17 protein-coding genes and 1 pseudogene are annotated in these 19889 nt (G+C 40.0%); 7 read left to right on the top strand and 11 right to left on the bottom strand.

The genetic code is table 11. The features are described 5' to 3' along the window. Nucleotides 1–102: 102 nt before the first annotated feature. The 3 genes from HGO97_RS20930 to HGO97_RS20920 form a co-directional block, all read right to left on the bottom strand. Nucleotides 103–1449, bottom strand: a complete 1347-nt coding sequence (locus HGO97_RS20930) for a relaxase/mobilization nuclease domain-containing protein (protein WP_002585087.1) — start codon at nt 1447–1449, stop codon at nt 103–105. Further along, on the bottom strand, nt 1410–1739 hold the full coding sequence (locus tag HGO97_RS20925) for a plasmid mobilization protein (protein WP_002585086.1): 330 nt from the start codon (nt 1737–1739) through the stop codon (nt 1410–1412). Before HGO97_RS20925 ends, HGO97_RS20930 begins: the two co-directional genes overlap by 40 nt. Nucleotides 1740–2000: 261 nt before the next feature. Further along, entirely contained in the window at nt 2001–2354 is a 354-nt protein-coding gene (locus HGO97_RS20920; protein WP_004607969.1) for a helix-turn-helix transcriptional regulator, read from the bottom strand. A gap of 381 nt (nt 2355–2735) precedes the next feature. On the opposite strand from HGO97_RS20920, the gene HGO97_RS20915 reads away from it, so the two are divergent. The 6 genes from HGO97_RS20915 (at nt 2736) to HGO97_RS20890 (ending at nt 7539) form a co-directional block, all read left to right on the top strand. Next, nucleotides 2736–2921 (top strand): cysteine-rich KTR domain-containing protein, encoded by a 186-nt coding sequence (locus HGO97_RS20915; RefSeq protein WP_004607970.1) that lies wholly within the window; start codon nt 2736–2738, stop codon nt 2919–2921. Continuing rightward, nucleotides 2922–3911: a 23S rRNA (adenine(2503)-C(2))-methyltransferase RlmN gene (gene rlmN, locus HGO97_RS20910; RefSeq protein WP_004607971.1), complete on the top strand. Its 990-nt coding sequence runs from the start codon at nt 2922–2924 to the stop codon at nt 3909–3911. Between the two features lie 536 nt (nt 3912–4447). After that, complete coding sequence (locus HGO97_RS20905; protein WP_009255547.1) at nt 4448–4879, top strand: RNA polymerase sigma factor; 432 nt, start codon at nt 4448–4450, stop codon at nt 4877–4879. Beyond that, nucleotides 4860–5120 (top strand): helix-turn-helix domain-containing protein, encoded by a 261-nt coding sequence (locus HGO97_RS20900; RefSeq protein WP_002590583.1) that lies wholly within the window; start codon nt 4860–4862, stop codon nt 5118–5120. The genes HGO97_RS20905 and HGO97_RS20900 overlap by 20 nt, the downstream gene beginning before the upstream one ends. Before the next feature lie 474 nt (nt 5121–5594). Beyond that, nucleotides 5595–5762 carry a transposon-encoded TnpW family protein gene (locus HGO97_RS20895; RefSeq protein WP_022621154.1) on the top strand — a complete coding sequence of 56 codons (168 nt, stop codon included), beginning with the start codon at nt 5595–5597 and terminating at the stop codon, nt 5760–5762. Nucleotides 5763–5862: 100 nt separating this feature from the next. After that, nucleotides 5863–7539, top strand: coding sequence for a recombinase family protein (locus HGO97_RS20890; protein ID WP_002569190.1), 1677 nt, complete (start codon nt 5863–5865; stop codon nt 7537–7539). A 48-nt stretch (nt 7540–7587) separates the two neighbouring features. Here HGO97_RS20890 and HGO97_RS20885 read toward each other — a convergent pair whose 3' ends face one another. The 5 genes from HGO97_RS20885 to HGO97_RS20865 are packed head-to-tail and all read right to left on the bottom strand — an operon-like array spanning nt 7588 to nt 16287. Next, nucleotides 7588–11187, bottom strand: coding sequence for a hypothetical protein (locus HGO97_RS20885; RefSeq protein WP_216244919.1), 3600 nt, complete (start codon nt 11185–11187; stop codon nt 7588–7590). Between the two features lie 15 nt (nt 11188–11202). Further along, the gene (locus tag HGO97_RS20880) at nt 11203–13635 is read right to left on the bottom strand and encodes a phosphoadenosine phosphosulfate reductase domain-containing protein (RefSeq protein ID WP_216244918.1); all 2433 of its coding nucleotides are present in this window, start codon (nt 13633–13635) and stop codon (nt 11203–11205) included. A 5-nt stretch (nt 13636–13640) separates the two neighbouring features. Beyond that, nucleotides 13641–15824, bottom strand: coding sequence for a hypothetical protein (locus HGO97_RS20875; RefSeq protein ID WP_216244916.1), 2184 nt, complete (start codon nt 15822–15824; stop codon nt 13641–13643). A 51-nt stretch (nt 15825–15875) separates the two neighbouring features. Further along, entirely contained in the window at nt 15876–16082 is a 207-nt protein-coding gene (locus tag HGO97_RS20870) for a hypothetical protein (RefSeq protein ID WP_216244915.1), read from the bottom strand. A 16-nt stretch (nt 16083–16098) separates the two neighbouring features. Continuing rightward, nucleotides 16099–16287: a helix-turn-helix domain-containing protein gene (locus HGO97_RS20865; protein WP_216244914.1), complete on the bottom strand. Its 189-nt coding sequence runs from the start codon at nt 16285–16287 to the stop codon at nt 16099–16101. Between the two features lie 235 nt (nt 16288–16522). Between HGO97_RS20865 and HGO97_RS20860 the strand changes: the two are divergent. Continuing rightward, nucleotides 16523–17836: pseudogene (locus HGO97_RS20860) on the top strand (IS30 family transposase). 366 nt (nt 17837–18202) lie between these two features. Here HGO97_RS20860 and HGO97_RS20855 read toward each other — a convergent pair. The 3 genes from HGO97_RS20855 to HGO97_RS20850 all read right to left on the bottom strand — a co-directional run bounded on the left by HGO97_RS20855 (nt 18203) and on the right by HGO97_RS20850 (nt 19883). Further along, nucleotides 18203–18487 (bottom strand): Mu transposase C-terminal domain-containing protein, encoded by a 285-nt coding sequence (locus tag HGO97_RS20855; RefSeq protein ID WP_216244912.1) that lies wholly within the window; start codon nt 18485–18487, stop codon nt 18203–18205. 240 nt (nt 18488–18727) lie between these two features. After that, nucleotides 18728–18862, bottom strand: coding sequence for a hypothetical protein (locus HGO97_RS24095; RefSeq protein WP_281420021.1), 135 nt, complete (start codon nt 18860–18862; stop codon nt 18728–18730). A gap of 523 nt (nt 18863–19385) precedes the next feature. Then, the gene (locus HGO97_RS20850; protein WP_009247521.1) at nt 19386–19883 is read right to left on the bottom strand and encodes a nucleotidyltransferase domain-containing protein; all 498 of its coding nucleotides are present in this window, start codon (nt 19881–19883) and stop codon (nt 19386–19388) included. Between the last annotated feature and the right edge of the window lie 6 nt (nt 19884–19889).

The following is a 19889-nucleotide window of genomic DNA, read 5'->3' as shown; positions in this document are numbered from 1 at the left end:
GCGTATGGTTTCATATTCCGGCATTTTCTGGTTTTCCATGCTCAACGCTCCTCTGCTTTTTGATAGCCCTATCATAGCACAGCGGCGGGGATTTTGCTATCCTTATCCGCGCTCTGTTCCCTTTTCCCGTTCCGGCTGCCTGTCTGCCTGTAAAATGCTGTCAATGTTCTGCTTGATAATATCGTATTCCCGGACTTTCTTTTTCAGCTTCCCATAGTCGGCATAAAGGGCTTCTTTCTGCGCTTGGAGGGCTTCATATTCCGATTGCAGCGCGGCAAGGTTCGGGAGCTTTGCAATGCCCGCCGCTTTCAGCGACCTTGCGGCGGCTTCATGTAGGATAATCGCCTGTTCCTGTCCGGCGCGGTACTTCTCCCTGTTCCTTGCCTTGCGGTATGCGTCATAGACGGGCTTTGTCTTTTGGTAGGTGGAAACATTCTTGATAAGCACCGCCATGTCCGCAAGCCGCTTTTCCGCGTCCTTCAATGCGTCTGCCGCCTGTCCGCTTTCCGCTGCCATTTCTTCAATCCGGCTGACTAAATCCGCGTACTGTTCAATCTTATGTTCCGTCAAGAAATTCATGGTCTTTGCTGCCTGTTTCAGATTGTGGATTTTCGCCCACTGTTCATAGCCCTTACTCTGCGCCGCCTTGATACTGTTCTCAATGTCGATAAGCAGCGAAACGCCGCGCTGCTCTCTGGGGGCTTTCGCCGCCTTTGCCCGTCTGCCCGCTATCCGTTCCCTTATGGCTTCCTCTGTATAATCCGCGCCGAGGGTTTTAAGACGGGTGAAGCGTTCCTGTCCGGGGGCGCGGCATGACACATATTTCCCCGGCTTTATCTCATAGCCCGCCGCCTGTAACCGCTGCAACAATTCCTCAAAACTGGAAACTTGGGGGATAAGCGCGTCAACGGCAATCTTTAGCTTGCCTTTCCAACTTGTACCCGTCTTTTCTGCCTGGTACTCCGCATAGCTCTTTCCCTTGCTGCCCTTGCCGGGAACGACGACGGACAAGCCATTTTCCCGACACAGCTTGTCGCTCATGTTCCGTATGCCGTAATAGCTCCTTTTGTTGGAATTATATTTGCGGTGGTCTACGAAATTTACGGCGCAGAAAATAATGTGATTGTGGACGTGTCCTTTGTCAATGTGCGTCGTGAGTACATATTCATGCTGCCCCTTTGTTACCGCGTCGGCAAGCTGCTTTCCGATTTCATGGGCTTTCTGATAATCGACTTCCCCCGGCTCAAAGGACTGTATCAGATGAAAGGCTAAATTGTTCCCCTTTTGGAGTGCTTGGGACAAGGTATATTCAAATTCAATATCTGCCGTTTCATAGGAGCAGCCGAAAGAGGACACAAGCATTTTCCCGTCCGTCTTGTCCGGGTTTTCGATATAGTCAAGGGCTTTGCTTAGAGTGCTTTTAATAGGCTTAATCTTTGTAACCGCCATATCTCCGCAAGCACCCCCTTTATTTCCTCTATGTCCTCTTGGTATGCGTTCCCCGTCGCGTTTACGCGGCGTGCTATCTGGTTGACGTTGACACCGATTTTCTGTATCTCTGCGGTCATTGCCTTTATATCGGCATGGTCTATCTGAATGATATACCCGTCAATGGCAATCTTCCGCAGATATGCCGCCATGTTCCGGGTGGGTACGAGCTTCATTTTTTCCAGTATTAAATCCCGTTCCGCTTCCGTCACTCTGAATTTGATTTGCACCGTTCTTTTGCGTCCGTTCATGTATTCGCTCCTTTCCTTTCCGTTCCGAGGGTTTGGGACACTTCCCAACAAGCAATTTTCAACCGACGCGCCGCAGCGCGGGAGGGGAAAATACGGAAGTGGGTACCCGCTTCCTATGCTTGCTACGAATGTTTTTATCCCTTATGCCTTACTACGGAGCTATGCCCGGTTTTGCCAAACTTCCGCAAAAGAAAAACGCTGCAATCCTCAAAAAAAGATTACAACGCTCTCTAAACCTTATTCAATTCTGACGGACACTTCTTATCTGCCCTCTGTTTCGACTTCCGCTATCTCCTTTGCCGTTGCGCTCACAATCCGTATGCCTGTATCGCTCATACCGTCAAGAAGCGCGTCAAGCTGCCGCCGCTGCGTGTTCTTCTCTGGCGGCGTTTCCAAAAGAAACTGGTCTACGGATATATTGTAGCGGAGCATAAGCTCAAAGAAAATCTGTAAACTTGGGTGCTGCCCCTTGTTCTCAATGTTCGCAAGGTAGCGCGGCGAGATAAACATTTCGTCGCTCACTTTCTTGCGGCTCTCCTTGCGCCCTGTCCGCGCCGCCTTTATCGCTGCCCCAAAAGCCTTGAAATCGTATTTCGGTACTGGTCTTTTTGCCATAGTTATTCACCCTGTTACATTTTACTGTTCCCCTTTCTTCTTGGATATGTCTACACAATTCAATCAGTTAGCCAAAATAATTCATATGTATATGTTGACAATTAGCCGCTTTTTTTGTATAGTATTATTAAAAGGGGGAAATGTTTATGTTACATAGCATGCGTATTCGATAAGCATTGAAATCAAAAAAGATTTTTCCCATTTTCAATATGGGCTTTTTTGTCATGCTTATTTTGCGTATGCTATACAACAAAACTAACGATGTATAGACATAGTATAAAAACTATGCCTTAATTTTGTTGTAGTGTTATATGTATAAATGCAGGTCAATGCTCATGTTGAGAATTGACCTGTATTTTTTTGCACAAAAGGAGAAATATTATGCTTGAAAAATATTGGATAAAATGTCCAATTTGTAACGGAAAGACGAGGGTTCAAGTATTTTATAATACGGTATTAAGAAATTTTCCTCTTTTCTGCCCTAAATGTAAATTAACACATATCATTGATGTTGAAAAATTAGAAATCATAATCAAAAACTCTGAAAAACAAAAGGAAGGATATTAAATGAAACACTTACCTAAAAGTACACTTACGGAAATATTGAATGACCCATACGGATTTACTTACAAAGAAATGTCGGAAGTAATTGGAGAGGATAAAGCAAGAGCCTTATATGCGGAATTGTATAAACAGCCATTTCACAAAAAAAATCTATCAATATCAACAAAAAAAGTCTATAAAAGTAGCGATACTGAAAAGTATGTTTATGAATTGAAAGACAACAGGTATATCGAAACGGTTTTTATTAAACGGCGAGATGGTGGGACTGTTTGCGTAAGTACGCAAGTTGGTTGTTCTGTTGGCTGTATTTTTTGTGAGTCCGGACGCAATGGTTTCGTTCGTAATCTAACACCATCTGAAATTGTGCAACAGGTCATATTGATACGTCAAAAAGTAAATCGTATCGTTTTTATGGGAATGGGAGAACCTTTATTCAATTACGACAACTTGATTGCAGCAATCCATATTCTTCGAGATAGAAATGGACTTAACTTTCCAACCGACGGCATTACCGTATCAACAGTTGGTCCAGTTAATCAATTAAAAAAATTGCGCGAAGAACATCTAAAAATTCAGTTGACAATATCTTTACATGCAGCAACACAGGCTGCGAGAAACTGCATCATTCCTCATATGCACATGTACGCTATTGAAGATGTTGTTAAGCAAGCATTGTCCTATTCACAAAGGCATAATCGAAAAGTGGTATTTGCGTATTTGCTTTTACCAGGTATAAATGACCGTTCCTCAGATATAAGGCAACTTGCAAAATGGTTTAAGGGCAAAAATGTTATGATTAACGTGCTGCAATACAACCCGACGAGTAATTCAAAAATTAGAGCACCACAAAAACAAGAAATGGTTGCGTTCAAACATCAATTAGAGCAAACAGGACTTGAAGTTACCATGAGAGTTTCTCATGGTAGAGAGATTAAAGCAGCTTGTGGACAGTTAGCTAATACATATAATAAAGCCAAAAAACAACAAAAATAATTTAATTAAAAGAGCCAGACGCACAGACGCAGAGCCGATAATATGCAGTTTGAAATACTGCTGTTATCGGCTCTTTTTTGATTTAATTTGTGCCCCCAATAACCATATTGGAGCAAAATCAGAACTGTTGCTTGTCGTTCTTTGATTTCCGCAGCAGCTTTGAAAAACCAAAGCCGCCGTTTCTTTTTATCTTCTAATGAAATGACGCGGTATCACTGTTAAAAGCGGCGGCTAAAAGGAGGTAGCCGCCATGAAGCACATACCATATCGACAAAATCCGACGGTCATTGACACATCAAAAAAAGCCCGACCACCGCCGGGGAAAACTACGTCTATCAATATGAACTGTCTAATCATCTGAATACCGCTTACAATACCTATACGTCTGTCCGGGCTTTTCGGACAGGCGTATTTTGCTGCTCAAAAAATTTTTTGAAAAAAATCCGAAAATCTTCGGCGTTTTTTTCAAAAGGCAGTATTGCCCCGCGAAAAGGGGGAAGCACCACCAACTTTCCAACGAGAAAGGGGGTGAGAATGTGGAACCTAATCGCAGGGAGTTTATAAAACAGTGCGCTTTCCAGAAGTTTTGTAATACGGTACTGCACAATGAAGCGTGTGACGCTCACAAAGAGCTGCACAGGCATAAGGCAAGGGAGATTACCTTTTCCGACTTGACCTTAGAAGAAGCGCGGCAGCTTCATACCTTTGATGAATATTTCAAAGGGGAAATCGCCTTTGAAAGAGCCGGGAAGAAAATCACGCCGAAGCTGCTTCTTGAAGCAATCCGTACTTTGCCGGAAGAAAAGCGCAAAGCCGTACTCCTGTACTATTTCGAGGGAATGAACGACACCGAGATTGCGGAGCTGTTCGATACGTCGAGAAGCACGATACAGTACAGGCGGACAAGCTCTTTTGAGCTGCTAAAAAAATATCTGGAGGAAAATGCTGATGAATGGGACGAATGGTAACGAACCCGGCTACCCGGAAAAAGCCCTTGTTCCCTATCCTGTCATTTTGGCAGCGACAAAGGGCGACCCGGACGCTATGAAGATTGTCTTGCAGCATTTCAGCGGCTACATAGCCCGCCTCTCCATGCGGAAGCTGTACGACGAGCGCGGGAACGTCTATTTTGGCGTAGACCACGACATTCGGGAACGGCTGCAAGCAAAACTGATGATGGCTGTCCTCACCTTTAAGGCAGAGGAATAAACCGCAGCGGCGGGACGCTTTCTCTCTCCCCCTTTTCCGTTCCGCTGCTGACGCGGCAGCAAAGCCATTCTGAACCTTGACAAAGAAAGCGGCGCAAGATAACGGCGGCGCAGCATAGGGCAAATCGGATACGTTCCTTTTGCGCCGAGCCATACGGTGGGTGCGCCATGACGCTATCCGGGTGAGGTTATCCCCGCCCGGACAGCCGAGCGACCAACACCGCGCCGGAAAGCAAGTGTAGCGGCTTGCGGGCGACGACACGCAAAATATACAATGATACTTCCTTACAGCCACAGTCCGAGCGTTAAGAGCGTCGCAGGCAATGGGTAGGGCTGCATGAGAACCATGCCGGGGTGAAATTCCCATGAGGTTATGCTAATAACCGTCCGATTAAAGCCTTTGTTTTCTTGAATAGTGGACTTGCTGCTATTCATAGACTGTATTATATGTTTGCGAAAGAAAGGGGGATTTTCTTTGACGCAAAACCAGACGCCCGTTACCACAACGGAGCATAAAATCGGAAAAGTTACTTACCTTGTATGTTCGTCCGCAAGTGAACGCGCAACGGACACACTGGATAAAAAGATAAAGAAGCTCATTCGCAAGGACATGGAGCTGAACCCCGCAAACGCCCGGAAATAGGGCGTTTCTTCACATTTTATACATGACACAGGCAGCGGTATGTGGTATAATATAGACAGTACAAATACCATGCTTGTCTGTCGTCGGAAAGGAGGACAAAATGTTACAGACAGACAAGATTACCGCTTTATATTGCAGATTGAGCCAGGAAGATATGCAAGCCGGGGAAAGCGAAAGCATACAGAACCAAAAACTGATTTTACAAAAGTATGCTGACGAACACCACTTTTTCAACACACGCTTTTTTGTAGACGACGGATTTTCCGGCGTGAGCTTTGAGCGTGAGGGGCTTCAAGCCATGCTGCATGAGGTTGAAGCCGGGAACGTGGCGACCGTCATAACAAAAGACCTTTCCCGTCTGGGACGTAATTATCTGAAAACCGGCGAACTGATAGAGATTGTTTTCCCCGAATACGAAGTGCGCTACATTGCCATTAACGACGGTGTAGACACAGCGAGGGAAGATAACGAGTTTACCCCTCTGCGGAACTGGTTCAACGAGTTTTACGCCCGCGACACCTCAAAGAAAATCCGGGCTGTCAAACAGGCAAAGGCACAGAAAGGCGAGCGCGTCAACGGCGAAGCTCCTTACGGCTACCTTATCGACCCGGATAACCGCAATCATCTGATACCCGACCCGGAAACGGCACACGTCGTAAAACAGATTTTTGCAATGTATGTACGGGGCGACCGTATGTGTGAAATCCAGAACTGGCTGCGGGACAATGAGATATTGACCGTCGGGGAACTGCGCTACCGCAGGACAGGGAGCAAACGCCACCCCCGCCCACAGCTCAACGCATGGTACAACTGGCCGGATAAGACACTGTACGACATTCTGACAAGGAAAGAGTATTTAGGGCATACCATAACCGGGAAAACCTACAAGGTATCTTATAAGTCGAAAAAGACGAAAAAGAACCCGGAGGAAAAAAGGTATTTCTTCCCCAACACTCACGAACCTTTGATTGATGAAGAAACCTTTGAACTTGCACAGAAGCGGATTGCCACCCGGCAACGCCCGACAAAGGTTGATGAAATTGACCTGTTTTCCGGGCTGCTCTTTTGTGGGGACTGCGGCTACAAAATGTATGCAGTACGCGGAGCCGGGACGCTTGAACGGAAACACGCCTACACTTGCGGCAACTACCGCAACCGGGCAAGAAATGATATGCTCTGCACTACGCATTATATCCGCAAAAGCGTATTGAAAGAACTTGTCCTTGCAGACTTGCAGCGAGTAACGTCTTATGTGAAAGAGCATGAACAGGAGTTTATCGAAACCGCCAACGAGTGCAGCGCAAAGGCAGTACAAAAGACGCTGACACAGCAGCGGAAAGAACTTGACAAGGCGCAGAACCGTATTAACGAGCTGAACATCTTATTCCGCAAGCTCTACGAGGACAACGCTTTAGGGAAACTTTCAGATGAACAATTTGCTTTTCTGACTTCCGGCTATGATGAAGAAAAAAAGACGCTGACCCGGAGGATTGCGGAGCTGTCACAGGAAATCGACAACGCCACCGAGCGCAGCGCGGACGTAAAAAGGTTTGTCGCACTGGTACGCAGATACACAGCGATTGAAGAACTGACCTACGAAAACGTCCATGAATTTATTGACCGTATTCTTATTCACGAACTGGATAAGGAAACGAACACCCGCAAAATCGAAATCTTTTATAGCTTTGTCGGCAGAGTTGATACAGGCGACAAGCCTACTGAAAGTATCTCCTATTTCAGACAGATAGGAGCCGACGTAAAGAGTTATGCTATCTAACATACATCAAAAAGAGGTAAGATAACACCCTCTGCAAAAAAGGTATCGTTATCTTACCTCAACAAAATAAGAACCAGCAAATCCATATGTGTCATCATCAATAATGTATTTAACATCCTCTTCTGTAAGGTCATCCAAATAGAAACAAAAAGCTTTAACAAACAAACTGCTCTGATTCCTCATAAAATGTTTGAAATTGTCCGTATTTTCACAAAGAAGATTAAGAAACCGTTTCTTTTGTGAATCAGGAAGGGTTCTCTGTTTATAAAGATTATAAAGCATTTCAAAAAACGCTTTACTATCTCCAAGCTCATTTTTAATTACAGAGAAAGCTAAACGAATTTGTCCTATTTTATCCATCCATGCACGAAGCGTATCTACATATGTATCATGCTTTGCAAGAATACTATTACTGATTTCTATAATTTCATATTCACAAATCAATTCGTCAATTTTTGCATTAACAGTATCCGTACTCCACACCCAATTTGCATCATCAGAACTAAACTTATACTTCAACTGATTAATATACTGACCGCCATCATTAAGCTTTGCCGCAACAGAAGGAAGCTTTCCACCTTCATATAGCTTTAAATACTCAAGCATTCCGCTCTTACAATTATCATCTTTAAGGATTGACTTCAAATCCTCTGCAACGCCTTCATGGTCAAGGCATAATCTACCAATAGCAAGTGCAATATCATTATCCGACTTTTCTCCTTCCATATTTTTATTGTTAGCAATGCCACAATAATAATCAATAAGCTTAGAAATAACATCTTTACCCGTCTTAAAAGTATTTCCGTCAAAAACATACTTAATTACCCAAATTGGGAATGAAAAACCTTTCATTCGCTCTCGAATCCTAGACCGGGTTTCAGTAATAGAAACACAGTACATTTCAGGAATATCAAAGGCTAATGATGTTGCCTTATTGAATGCACGCTCTTCCTCAGTCAACGTTACAATAAACTTATCCTTATAACGCTTGTCTGGATTGTTATCTTGCTTGATAACTTCTGAAATCATACTTGCAAGTTTTTCCGTATCTAATGGTACAGTGGTAAGATTGTCGCTGTATGAATAAATGCCATTTGCATATTCTTTCAGAACAAAACCAAGAATAAATGCCGTAAGGTTACAAGGCATAAAACCAAAAGGCTCTGCTTTGAGCATCTCGTATATTGAAGCAATGGAAATTCGGTCACTTTTCTCAAATGCTTTGTTAATATACTCATCTACTTCTTTTTTTAGGCTTGCAATATATGAGTGTGAAGATTTCCAATATTCTTGCGTTTTCCATGCATCTTTTAAAACATTTTCAAGTTTGGTTGCCTCATTACCAGAACGGAATGTACCTTTGGTTTCTTCATTGATACCACAAATCGCACCTGCACCAAGTGAATTTGCATCAAACATGGTATTCAATACATTCGTATAAGCACTCTCAAGGCATTGTGGATAATGAAATTTGTCAATATCGAGTAAATAAGCAAAGAGGTCTTGCATATTGGCTACTCTTTCACCACTTGTAGCATACCTAGAATAAACATAGAATGAACCACTCTTGATACGCTTTGCCCAATTTGATAGAACTTCAATAGCATATCCCTCATATGTTTTACGCTGGTCTAAGTCACTGTTTCCGATGGCAAGTGACATGGCATAATTTTCGACAAACTCATCGTATTCGCCATCCCCAAGAATACACGCTGAGCTGTCTATTACAACTGCATTTGATTCAGGACTATTTGCAAAAAAATTTTCTATTTTCTTTTTCAACGCACCACTCTCAGCAGAATCTCTGCCGATGGTCGTAACCGTATAAAGTTTATTGCTATTGACACTTGGATTGTTTGCCTTTTTAATTTCGCTATCAAAGTCCGAAAGCGTAGCATATGTCAGTGAATAACGAAGTTTCAATGCACCAGTAAATTCAATTATTGTACGTAAATTGCTACCTGCCATAAACGACATATCTTTCGTAGATTTCGCCTTTGCTTGTGACATAAACGGAGTGGGGTCCACAATAGGTCCCATATTTTTGCAACAGTATGAAAACACATCGCCAGTAAGTGGTATTCTGGTCACAACATGGTCGTTCAAGAGCTTTTTAGCAATTTTGGGTGCAGTAAATTCCAAATCTGTACCTTCAAATGCCATCGTTAAGTTTTTGTCATTTGGAAGGAAAATATCGCGATTACCAACCATCCTTTCAGATATAGCCTGAAGCAGTAAAATAACCTTAAGTACTCGTTTTTCGTCTTCCAAAAGTTCCTTATCCATTTTTGGTGTATAACAACTTAGAACTTCTCTTATACCATCCGCCAACTTCTGGCTACCAGTTTCATAAAAGAAATTCCAAAGCATATCGATAGTAACAAAAGGATTTGTAGAGCTAAAATCGTAGTTATCGATAAACCACTGAAATGCCTTAACATCGTCTCCTTCATCATTTTTGATAAAATTGAACATACTACGAGCTGTAGAAGTATAATAAATAGAAATATGTTGAAGGATTAACGCTGCATACGGATGAATTGGCAAAACATTACTCAAATCCTTGTCCGTAAGCCCTATCTTATTTTTTACCACAGTGCGGCTTTGCATAGTACGGTGGTCTAAGCTTTTTTTATGTTTTTCCCACTTCTCTGCCTTATCAGCATCATCAGTTACTTTCAAAGCCTCATGCATTAATTCAAATGCTATATTTTCAGGAAGAGAAATATGTACCGGTGATACAAAGCGGTCAAGAATTTTTCTCTTATCAGGATCACCATCTGAAAAATATCCTTCTGCCTTATGAGTAACAATCATCAAACAGAACGGGGCGGTAGCCGCAAGCTCTGATATCTGCTGAAACCCTGTCAAATGATGCATATTGTTCTCAAAGTACTCAGAAAATTCATCCCAAATGAACACTAATTCTTTGAGATTATTCTTTTTAATGACTTCTCGAATCCAATCGCAGAGTTCTCCAGTATTCATGGCGAATCCACCTTTTACAACAGGAACTTTAAACACCTTTTCAATAAGTGCATTCAACGATTCTTCTTCATACTCGTTCAATTTTTTCAGTATATTGTCAGCAGTATCTCCACCAAGAACTGTTCGATATTTACCTTTAGCATAGATATCAAAACTTTGTTTGTTTTCCTCATCCCCGAAATACCGAACAAGCGAATTCTTTAAAGAAGAATTAGCAGCATTCTCAATGCCAGCATCAAAAAGTGCCTTCTCCACACCTTCCTGAATCGCTACAATCAAATCCGTATCACTTTGAATATCAGATGACCCATAACGATGACAAACAAGAATCTTGCCTTCATTTTTTTGAGTAAGCAACTTTTTGCAAAGGAAATCATCAAGCTTATAACGCTCAAAATAAGAATTTATCTCTTCATCCGATGCTTCAATAAGTTTTTTCAAAGTAAAAACTGCATGAGATTTACCAGTGCCATAAGCACCGTCAACCCAAATAGACAATTTTTGCTTACGAGCCAATACATCTACCATAGATTTCAGAAGCTGTATAAAAGAAGGGTGCGGATAGAACTTTTTCCACAAATCAGGTTGTTCCTCAATGATTTTTTTATCTACCTGTGGAAAATATTCCGGGTCAATGTCAAAATACTCTCTGTAGCTCATTTTTTCTTTTCCTCCTTAGAACAGTTCGTTCAAAATTTCGTCAGCGTTCCTATTGCTCTTAAGCGTAATGTTGTCTAGTCCTAATGTAAATCTCGCTTCAATCAGGTCTGGATAATTAAAGGTAAGACCATTCAAAATCTTCTCCATAGTTTCACGATTTAATCCAAAAATCTGAGTTGGACTAATTCCTGCACTTTCGATAGACGTATCCATCAATCTGGTTAATGTAAATTGCCTGTAATTTCCACAAGCCTCCGCAAACTTATAAAGAGAATATAAGATGACGTTCTCATTTGGTTTTTCCCATGCACCTCTAACAAAAAAATTTAAAGTAATTGTCTCTCTACCATTTGCCGATACTTTTTCCTCATAGTCAGCAACGCTACCAAGTCCAAGTTGTTTTCCAAACGGTGTCTTAACAATAAATGATTTGAGTGCATCGCATACATTTCTCTTTCCTAGACCAGACTTGTCATTTTCCATTACTTCTTCTAAGCGAAGTTTTACAGATTCCAGTGTTGTTGTTTCTCCAAAAGGTATATTTTTTATAAACCATCTAAATTCTTCTGAATCTTCCGCATATACTAAATTGCACATCAAATACGCCCACATATTTTCATCATCTACACCAAGTAAAAACATCTTTTGTGCAAATTCGTTTGGCTTATATTTTGTATATTTATAATCTTTTCCTTTTAAGGATTTATCTTCTTTTACTAAACCTGCATCTTTAACAAAATTTAAAAATGCATCTTTTTTCTTATTTGGCACTTCACCATCGCCATCAGAAGTCCAAAATGCCATAGAACCTTCATAGTCAAAATATACTCTCAACCAATTTTCTCTAATACCAAAACTATAATATCTGTCAAGACCAGTCATAGCCTTTGCTCCTAATCTATTTTTTATCGAATTGTATCTCAAACAATGAGAATATATGTCATGGCAACTGAAACAATGTTCACATTGTTCTGATATTTGTAATCCATTTGTCATATCAATACAACCCTTTTTACACTCTGCCACACAGTAACCGCAATTAACGCAATAGACACTTTTAATAATTGAACTTTTAAAGAGTGATAAAAATTTAATATCCTCCTTACTACTTCCCAAATTAGGGAACCTAAACTGTCCGCCTCCATTGGGAATTTCAGAAACCCGAATAACATAAGCTCTTCCTTCATATGTAATGCTAAACTCATCATCGCTTAAACGGGTAACTTGACCAATCGTTTTAGCCCACTCTTTCCAACGTTCGTTTTTTTCCAGTATAGTAATTACATTTTGTCCCTTGATTATTTCAAAAATATGCTTATCATGACCAAAATTTAATTCCCTACCACTTTTTCTAGTACGCCAATAACCTTGTTCAACAAATCTATCAAAATCTTCTTTTGTATAATTTCTTTTTCCACTGGTAGATATTATTTTATCAATGAATATATTGGTAGGTTCGGGATAATTCTTATACTTCATATAGTCATGCTTTCCCTGGGACATTGGACACACAAGACACCCCGCTCTTGTATTGCCCATTTTATACGTTTCATTAAACACTATTTTATTTTCATATATGTACAAAAATAGTTCTGCTGCATTCCATTCAAGAATCGGATGACAACTATACTGTCCTGAGTGCTTACCACCATAACTTATGCCGTCATATTCACTTCTTGATAAACTCTCATCACCCCGAACCCCTGTAAATGCCATACCTGTAAAATCAGGTTTATGCAGAATTTCTCGTAAAAGCATTATTTGTGGCGTCGTTTTATGAACACTACAACACCAACGCATTGTTACGGCTGGAGGTCCAAATACTCTCCAAGTATTTTCAGGTATAAGTTTCGATTTAGCTTGTAAAAAATCAATATTTTCCTCAGCACAAATTTGTTTAATTTTCTCAACCGTCTTATATGTATCTGGGAATTCCATTCCAGTGTCACCAAATAGAACCTTAAAACAGTTATGTGGAAGTGCTCGTTGAACTAAATCCAACACCACCACACTATCCTTACCTCCAGAAAACGCCACATAAAATACATCTACTTTTTCTTTATACTCGATGAAAGTATTATAAATTTTCTTTATTGTTTCCTGTGTTAATTGTTCCATTGACTGTCGATTCTTTTCAACCATAGCCGGAATATCAACATAACGAAGTGGATAGCCTTGCGGCTCTGGTTCATCAATTATAACCAGTTCCGGTGCTGTATAAAGAGACCCCCCCTTGGTCTTTGCGACAAGCCTTCCACGATAATAATAGTTATTAGCTTCCGCCCACATGTACGGTAAACTATCATTTTTATCGTAATTCCAATATTTATCAAATCCTAAAATGTCAAGTTCTCTATAGTACACGGGACGCGGTTCTTTTGAAAATACCAATGGCATTGGCGTTAGAACATATCCACCCGTAGAACTGTCCCATTCATATGCGTACATTCTATTTATTCCTTCCTTTTCCGAATTTGTGTCGCTTTTTGAAGTGCAGCGTCAAGTTCTTTATAACTGCGTCTCGTAATCATATTGACCTCTGTAAGATAATCAAGTGCTTCAGATTTTTTTAAAGTAATTCTGCTTTCTGAAAGTACCGCTGCACATACATCCACAAACTCTTTTATTTTTCCGTCTTTTTTTACAATGGCTCCTGCAACATTATTCAAAGACAGGCCATTGTTCAAAAGCATAAATTTTTTACTGTATGAAAATAGAAAGCTTTCTAATAAATACTCATTCCATTCATAACCAACATATGGGAAAGCAAGGAAGGAGTCTATTTCACGTACTCTGATATAATCTTTTGACATGAAGCTTTCAATCGTCTTGTCAACCATTTGCACATCAAAGCTTATTATCTTTTTCGAGACAAACAAATCATGACTAACACGTACAGAAACCTCCGTCAATGCGTCAAAATAAATAACTGTATCTAATTCTTTTGAGAGATTATATATATCATCTGCAGTAAACTCGTCATGGTGCTTAGCATAAAGCTGATACACATCTCTCATTGTATATTTATCTTTCGGCAGACTTATAACTGCACCCTCAAAGATAAATTTACCTACATAATGCTGCGCTATTGCATTACGAACACCAAGTCTGGAAAGATAAAGATTATTTTCCAAAAATACCGGCATCCTATCCTGCATTTCATTCCAAACATCTGTCCAAATTGCATACTCATTTTCGTCGATAAATCCATTTATAATGTCCGCAATACATTCAAGTTCATCATTAGTAATTTCAAAAATACCGATATGAAAATACTCACCTTTCGCATTTCTGAGGAAACGAGAATCCATAGTAATAATTCTATTAACCTGTTTCTGCGGAATATGAGATAGTGCTGTACATACTTCTTCTTTCTGCATAGGCTTACCACTAGACAGAAAATACTCTTCAACCTCTGCATTGTGGTCAACTTTTACATTCTTTTCAACGGACATATAGTTAGAAAAGAAATAATACTTTCTTGATGTTAAAGAATACTCAATATATGCTTTCAACATATTTTCGTCGCTAAGAGTGTAGCAACTGGCAAAGGCATCTGCTAAATCTTCATAAATTGCTTTATAGTACAATACCTTCTTGCCGGATTCAAAGCTATTCTCAATGTAGGAAAGCAGCTTCTCCTTTGTATCGCTATCAATAATTCCTTCAACCGGGAACAGTCTGTCTTTATATATTACACCGCAATAGCGAAGTCTCTCTTCAAGCGCATTATCATCAAATGTAAGCACTTCATCATAAAGTATCTCATACATTTCGCGGAAATTTTCAAAATCTATGGAATCAAATTGCATTCCATTTCGATATCGATGCAAAAGAGTTGCTTCAAATTTTTCTTTATCAAAATCTTCAGGTTGTATCTTAGTTTTTTCTTCTGCACTCTTGGAATCCGATTTTCTTCCTAAAGTAGGAATCTGACCGCCCATTTTCAAAAATTTTGTATCAGTAACTATATTATTGGTTTTTGCAAAATATGGATACACTCGTTCTCTCAATACAGAATCGGCATTTCTGGAAAATGAATAAATATCATCTGACATTTTTACTGCCCAAGAAGCATTATCTAGAATATCTCTCACTACGGATTCATCAATTTCATTTCCAATCATAGACATTATTTTTTTTATTGTTATACCTGTTGGGTCATCATACACTTTGGAAACAGAATACAGTTTTTGATAAATCTTTGACCGATTTTCATCGGCATCTTCGTTTTTTTTACTTTCAAAAGATATACTCTCTTGACTATATCTTAGAAAATCTTTATAAAGCGAAACAGCTTTATAAAGAACAACAGCAGTTTTTCCATGAGTCAAACGATATATTTTCATACTAAGAAGCTTTGAAGTGACTGCAGCAAATTCTCTGCTATCATGTATGTCCCAGAACTTTTTTTTGCCCAAATTGCGAGACATGCAGTATTCTGAACCTTCATCAAGTGCTCTGGCAATTGTTTCAGAACTATACTTTTTTGAAGAATTAGACGAAAGCCACTGAATAAACAAATCTCTTGTATTCATATTATCCTCAGCCTCCTTTTCCCAAATTTGCTTTCTTGCAAGTACAAGTATTCTTTCAAATTCAACAGGATTTAATTTACTCAATCTTGCCATTTCCACATATAATTTACTTGCTCCCGGCAGACCAGTTTCTCCGCCTGTCAGGAGATATTACCTCTTTGTCATTTGAAGCGATATTCCATTCTCATCATTAAATATTTCATCTACATCAATGCCTTTTGACTTTGCACATTTTCCAAGTGTATATGATAATTTATGTATAACCTCAACTTTATCAATCTTCTTTTCTCTAACTTGATTACATGTATCAATAAGCAATGCCACTTCAAATTCATCCCAATTTATTCGCAATGCCATATCAATCCTCTAAAACCTAACAAACATCTCCTATATCGCAATGAAATACTTTACATATTCTCATCAATCCTTCCAGAGATACTATTTCGTTCTTATTCAACTTCGTTGCAACAGATGATAAAATCTCCGCTGCACGCATTAAATCCGGTCTTTTCATCTGATTATCAATCATAAGTTTTTGAAGTCTATTATAACTTATTCTCATCTGTAACACTCCTTTACCTTACAATTTTCTTGGTTACAGTTATATAAATGACATTATAGCACAAAAAACTTCACTTTTTCTATACACATACAACTTTTTACAGTTCCTAAAATGAAAAAGTAAATTCCACTCCTCCATTAATCGGTGGGGTTTACTCTTGCACAGTTGATATTTACTCTTTCATACATGAGTGATACGATTATGTCTCCTTCTGTCAGCAGTAGGAGGAGACTTTATGAGCAAACATATTCCTGGCAACCAGAAACACCTTACCCTTGAAGACCGTATCTACATCGAAACTTCTTTGTGTAAAGGCCACACCTTTAAAGACATTGCCAAATACCTGTGTAAAGACCCGACCAACATTTCCAAATAGGTCAAAACACACCGCTTTTCTGACTGGTATCATAAAGGCACTTTTTACAATGCCAAAAACTTCTTCATCCATCGCTATCATTGCAAGAAGACCAATGCATGCGGCAAAATCCTTTTATGCGGCATCAAATGTACTTCCTGTCCTACCTGTAATCAGACCTGCCCTGATTTTGAGCGTGAACACTGCAACAGTTTAGATAAGGATTCCTATGTCTGTAATGGCTGCGACAAAAAAATCAACCACTGCACCATTTCCCACAAGTATCTCTACAATGCTCGGTCTGCAGACAAAAAATACAAAGAAAAACTCAGTGATTCCAGAGCCAGAATCAACATGACAAAACAGGAGCCACATCAAAAAGTTAAGATAATCACGCCATTAATTGAGCAGGGCCAGCCCCCTTATCAGATCGCTATAAACCATCCCGAACTGGATCTGTCTGTCCGCACCATGTATACCTATCTTGACAAAGGGTTATTCACGGCCAGAAACATTGACTTGAAACGAAAATCCAAGTTCAAACCCCACAAATGTCACAAAACACAAATCACTGATCGCTCTGTGTTTACGAATCGGACTTATGCAGGTTTCCAGTTATTGGCCCCTGATGCCTACGTCGAAATGGACACAGTCCATTCTTCGCGTGAATCAAAGAAAACGCTATTAACTTTCTTTTTCCCGAAGGAAAAACTCTTCCTGGCTTTCCTGATGAATCGCTGCACGAAAGGTGCTGTACGCTTTGTTTTTAATCATTTGGAAAAACGTCTGGGAACTTACGATTTCTTATCTCTGTTTGACAATCTGCTTACAGACAGAGGTTCTGAATTCGGTGATCCCGAAGCACTTGAAACAGGTATGGATGGAATCCAGCGAACCAGTATTTATTATTGTGATCCTATGAAAAGTGGACAAAAAGGCGGTGTGGAACAAGCTCACACAATGCTTCGCATGGTACTTCCCAAAGGTACTAGTTTTGACTTTCTGACTCAGTGGGATGTGAATCTGATTGTAAATCACATCAATTCCATACCAAGAAAAAGTCTTGATGGCAGGACTCCTTATGACGCTGCGTTAGAATCATTTAGCGAAAACATTTTGAAAACGCTTCAGCTTAGGCGGATTTCCCCTGACGAGGTAAATCTGACACCTAAGCTGATTCGCTATAACCGTTAACTAGCTTACAAAAATCTGCTGTCGGACTGGAATTAAACTTTTCACATTTTTCAAATGTGGCCGATGGAATTTAGTTCAGCACACAAAATCCCAGTGGCCTGTTTGTCATGTCCTAAAACAGGATTTTGGGTAAGAAGTCAGCCTAATTATAACAGATATGGAAGACCCTTGCGTTAAAAACCTTATAGTTTAAGCTGAATTTTAAAGAGTGATGGAATTTAGTCTTGCACTGGAATTTACTTTTTCAATTCAGCCTTTTCTCACTCCACTGATATTCTTGCTATCCAGCTTACTGCAACGTGTCCCTAATGCCGCAATCGCTTCGATATGCCCGTCCAGTTCTATCCGGACCTGTACACTGTCTTCTTAGTCATCCTTTACCTCCTGTTTCTGTCCATCCTGTATCGCCGGTACCTCTGTCAAGCATTTTCCATGGAACCTGCCCTCTATCAGTTCAAACCGAATATATTTCCCATTTTCAAGTAGCCAGACGGCGTTCACATCGTCCGGGTTATATGCGATGGTCACGATTCCACCTTTCAAATACCGTTCCGCGTAGTTCTCATTCTTGTAACGCAGGCAGTTGACTTTCAGTCCGAACTTTGTAAAACGCCCGGTGGTCCTTGGCATCAGCCCCCTCAGGCTGTACATGCTACCTTCCCATGAAAGGGCATATCCATAGCGGAGGCTGCTGCAAACGTCAATGCAGGCTTGTTCATTTACCCTCGGACCGTTTCCCAAATCCGTTCCCAAAATCTCTGATTTTTCCCAAATCCGGTATTTATTATGCGAATTGCTTTTGGCGATTTCATTCTTGCACCTGTTCTCCCTTGTATTTATGCGGTTTCTAAGGGATTCCCCATTTCCCAAAAACGATATTTTGAAAAAGCGCTATATTCCCATGTAACCCCCATTATCCTCTAATGTGTAAATTCCATCATCCTCTACACCCTCTCCCTTCCCCCTACTACCCCCATCCCTCTCCCATGGAATCTCGTCACGAAAGTTCGTAACGACTTTTGTCATAAATGCCGTATTTACTGGAGTTATGGAGCTTTTTGCCGTAACAAAAAAGCCCCGAACTTTAGATTTCTCTAAAGATTCGAGACCTTTTTTTTATTTTATACCAGGCTGACATTTTTTGCCCCAAACAGGATAATCACCTTTGCCCCACTCCTCCGCCATGCTCAGCTCGATTCCGCTCCGCTTCATCTCGCTGACGGCTTTCGCCGTATAAGTCTAAAATGAAAAAGAGTCAGCTGAGAGCGTAAACGTTCTCCTCTGACTCTTTTTCATTTTATCCTTGCATGGCTCATTGCCTATTCCCACTCTACAAAGACTAACGCTTTTTGTTTAGGAATTATTCTCTGTAATGTTTCTCGTTCTTTTGATTATTTGATATATCCATATTATCCTGCCTATACGAGCTAATGTTATCATTTTGTTATCGGCATTGATAACACCTACTCGATAACTGTGGATAATAACTATATGTAGCATGTCAAATTATAAGCTATTTTGCTTAGAGATTCAACACAAAACTGAAATTTTACTTTTCCTTATATTCATCTGGTATTGCTATTTGAAATGTTTCACACAACAGCATCACATCATGCACATCATTTTTATCGTGTTCATATCCCAAATGAAGCATTACCTGACTCAATGGTTCAATACAAGAAACAGTTATATCTCCAACTTTTCCAATACCGGAAAAAGTTTTTGATGGAAATATATCTCCCTCATAAACAATTCCGTCATCTGTAAATTCAAAACAATGTAAATCAATGATTCTTTGTTTATCATCTTTCCAGACAGTATGACCATCCGTTGTATAATCAGTATTTACTTCCTCAAATCCATGCTGCTTAATCACATAAATATAATCATGATAATGTTTCAGTTCAACAAACAAATCAATATCATTGTGTATTCTTGATTCTCTTTTAAGAAGTGCATCAACACCCCATCCGCCATCTAAATATACTTTAATTTCGTTTTGCAAAGCATATTTTATAATTTCACATGCATCTTCTGTACGTACCATAATCTA

The organism is Faecalicatena faecalis (assembly GCF_012524165.2).
GTDB lineage: Bacteria > Bacillota > Clostridia > Lachnospirales > Lachnospiraceae > Faecalicatena_A > Faecalicatena_A faecalis.
The sequence above is the reverse complement of the archived record's forward strand: the minus strand, read 5'-3'. Positions and strand labels throughout refer to the sequence as shown.

Excerpts from the sequence above, each read along its gene's own strand:
- HGO97_RS20855 (WP_216244912.1), bottom strand. The coding sequence starts at position 18,487 with ATGTACAGCCTGAGGGGGCTGATGCCAAGGACCACCGGGCGTTTTACA.
- HGO97_RS20900 (WP_002590583.1), top strand. The coding sequence starts at position 4,860 with ATGAATGGGACGAATGGTAACGAACCCGGCTACCCGGAAAAAGCCCTT.
- HGO97_RS20865 (WP_216244914.1), bottom strand. The coding sequence starts at position 16,287 with ATGAGAATAAGTTATAATAGACTTCAAAAACTTATGATTGATAATCAG.
- HGO97_RS20920 (WP_004607969.1), bottom strand. The coding sequence starts at position 2,354 with ATGGCAAAAAGACCAGTACCGAAATACGATTTCAAGGCTTTTGGGGCA.
- HGO97_RS20925 (WP_002585086.1), bottom strand. The coding sequence starts at position 1,739 with ATGAACGGACGCAAAAGAACGGTGCAAATCAAATTCAGAGTGACGGAA.
- rlmN (WP_004607971.1), top strand. The coding sequence starts at position 2,922 with ATGAAACACTTACCTAAAAGTACACTTACGGAAATATTGAATGACCCA.
- HGO97_RS24095 (WP_281420021.1), bottom strand. The coding sequence starts at position 18,862 with ATGACAAAAGTCGTTACGAACTTTCGTGACGAGATTCCATGGGAGAGG.
- HGO97_RS20850 (WP_009247521.1), bottom strand. The coding sequence starts at position 19,883 with ATGGTACGTACAGAAGATGCATGTGAAATTATAAAATATGCTTTGCAA.
- HGO97_RS20890 (WP_002569190.1), top strand. The coding sequence starts at position 5,863 with ATGTTACAGACAGACAAGATTACCGCTTTATATTGCAGATTGAGCCAG.
- HGO97_RS20870 (WP_216244915.1), bottom strand. The coding sequence starts at position 16,082 with ATGGCATTGCGAATAAATTGGGATGAATTTGAAGTGGCATTGCTTATT.
- HGO97_RS20880 (WP_216244918.1), bottom strand. The coding sequence starts at position 13,635 with ATGTACGCATATGAATGGGACAGTTCTACGGGTGGATATGTTCTAACG.
- HGO97_RS20915 (WP_004607970.1), top strand. The coding sequence starts at position 2,736 with ATGCTTGAAAAATATTGGATAAAATGTCCAATTTGTAACGGAAAGACG.
- HGO97_RS20930 (WP_002585087.1), bottom strand. The coding sequence starts at position 1,449 with ATGGCGGTTACAAAGATTAAGCCTATTAAAAGCACTCTAAGCAAAGCC.
- HGO97_RS20885 (WP_216244919.1), bottom strand. The coding sequence starts at position 11,187 with ATGAGCTACAGAGAGTATTTTGACATTGACCCGGAATATTTTCCACAG.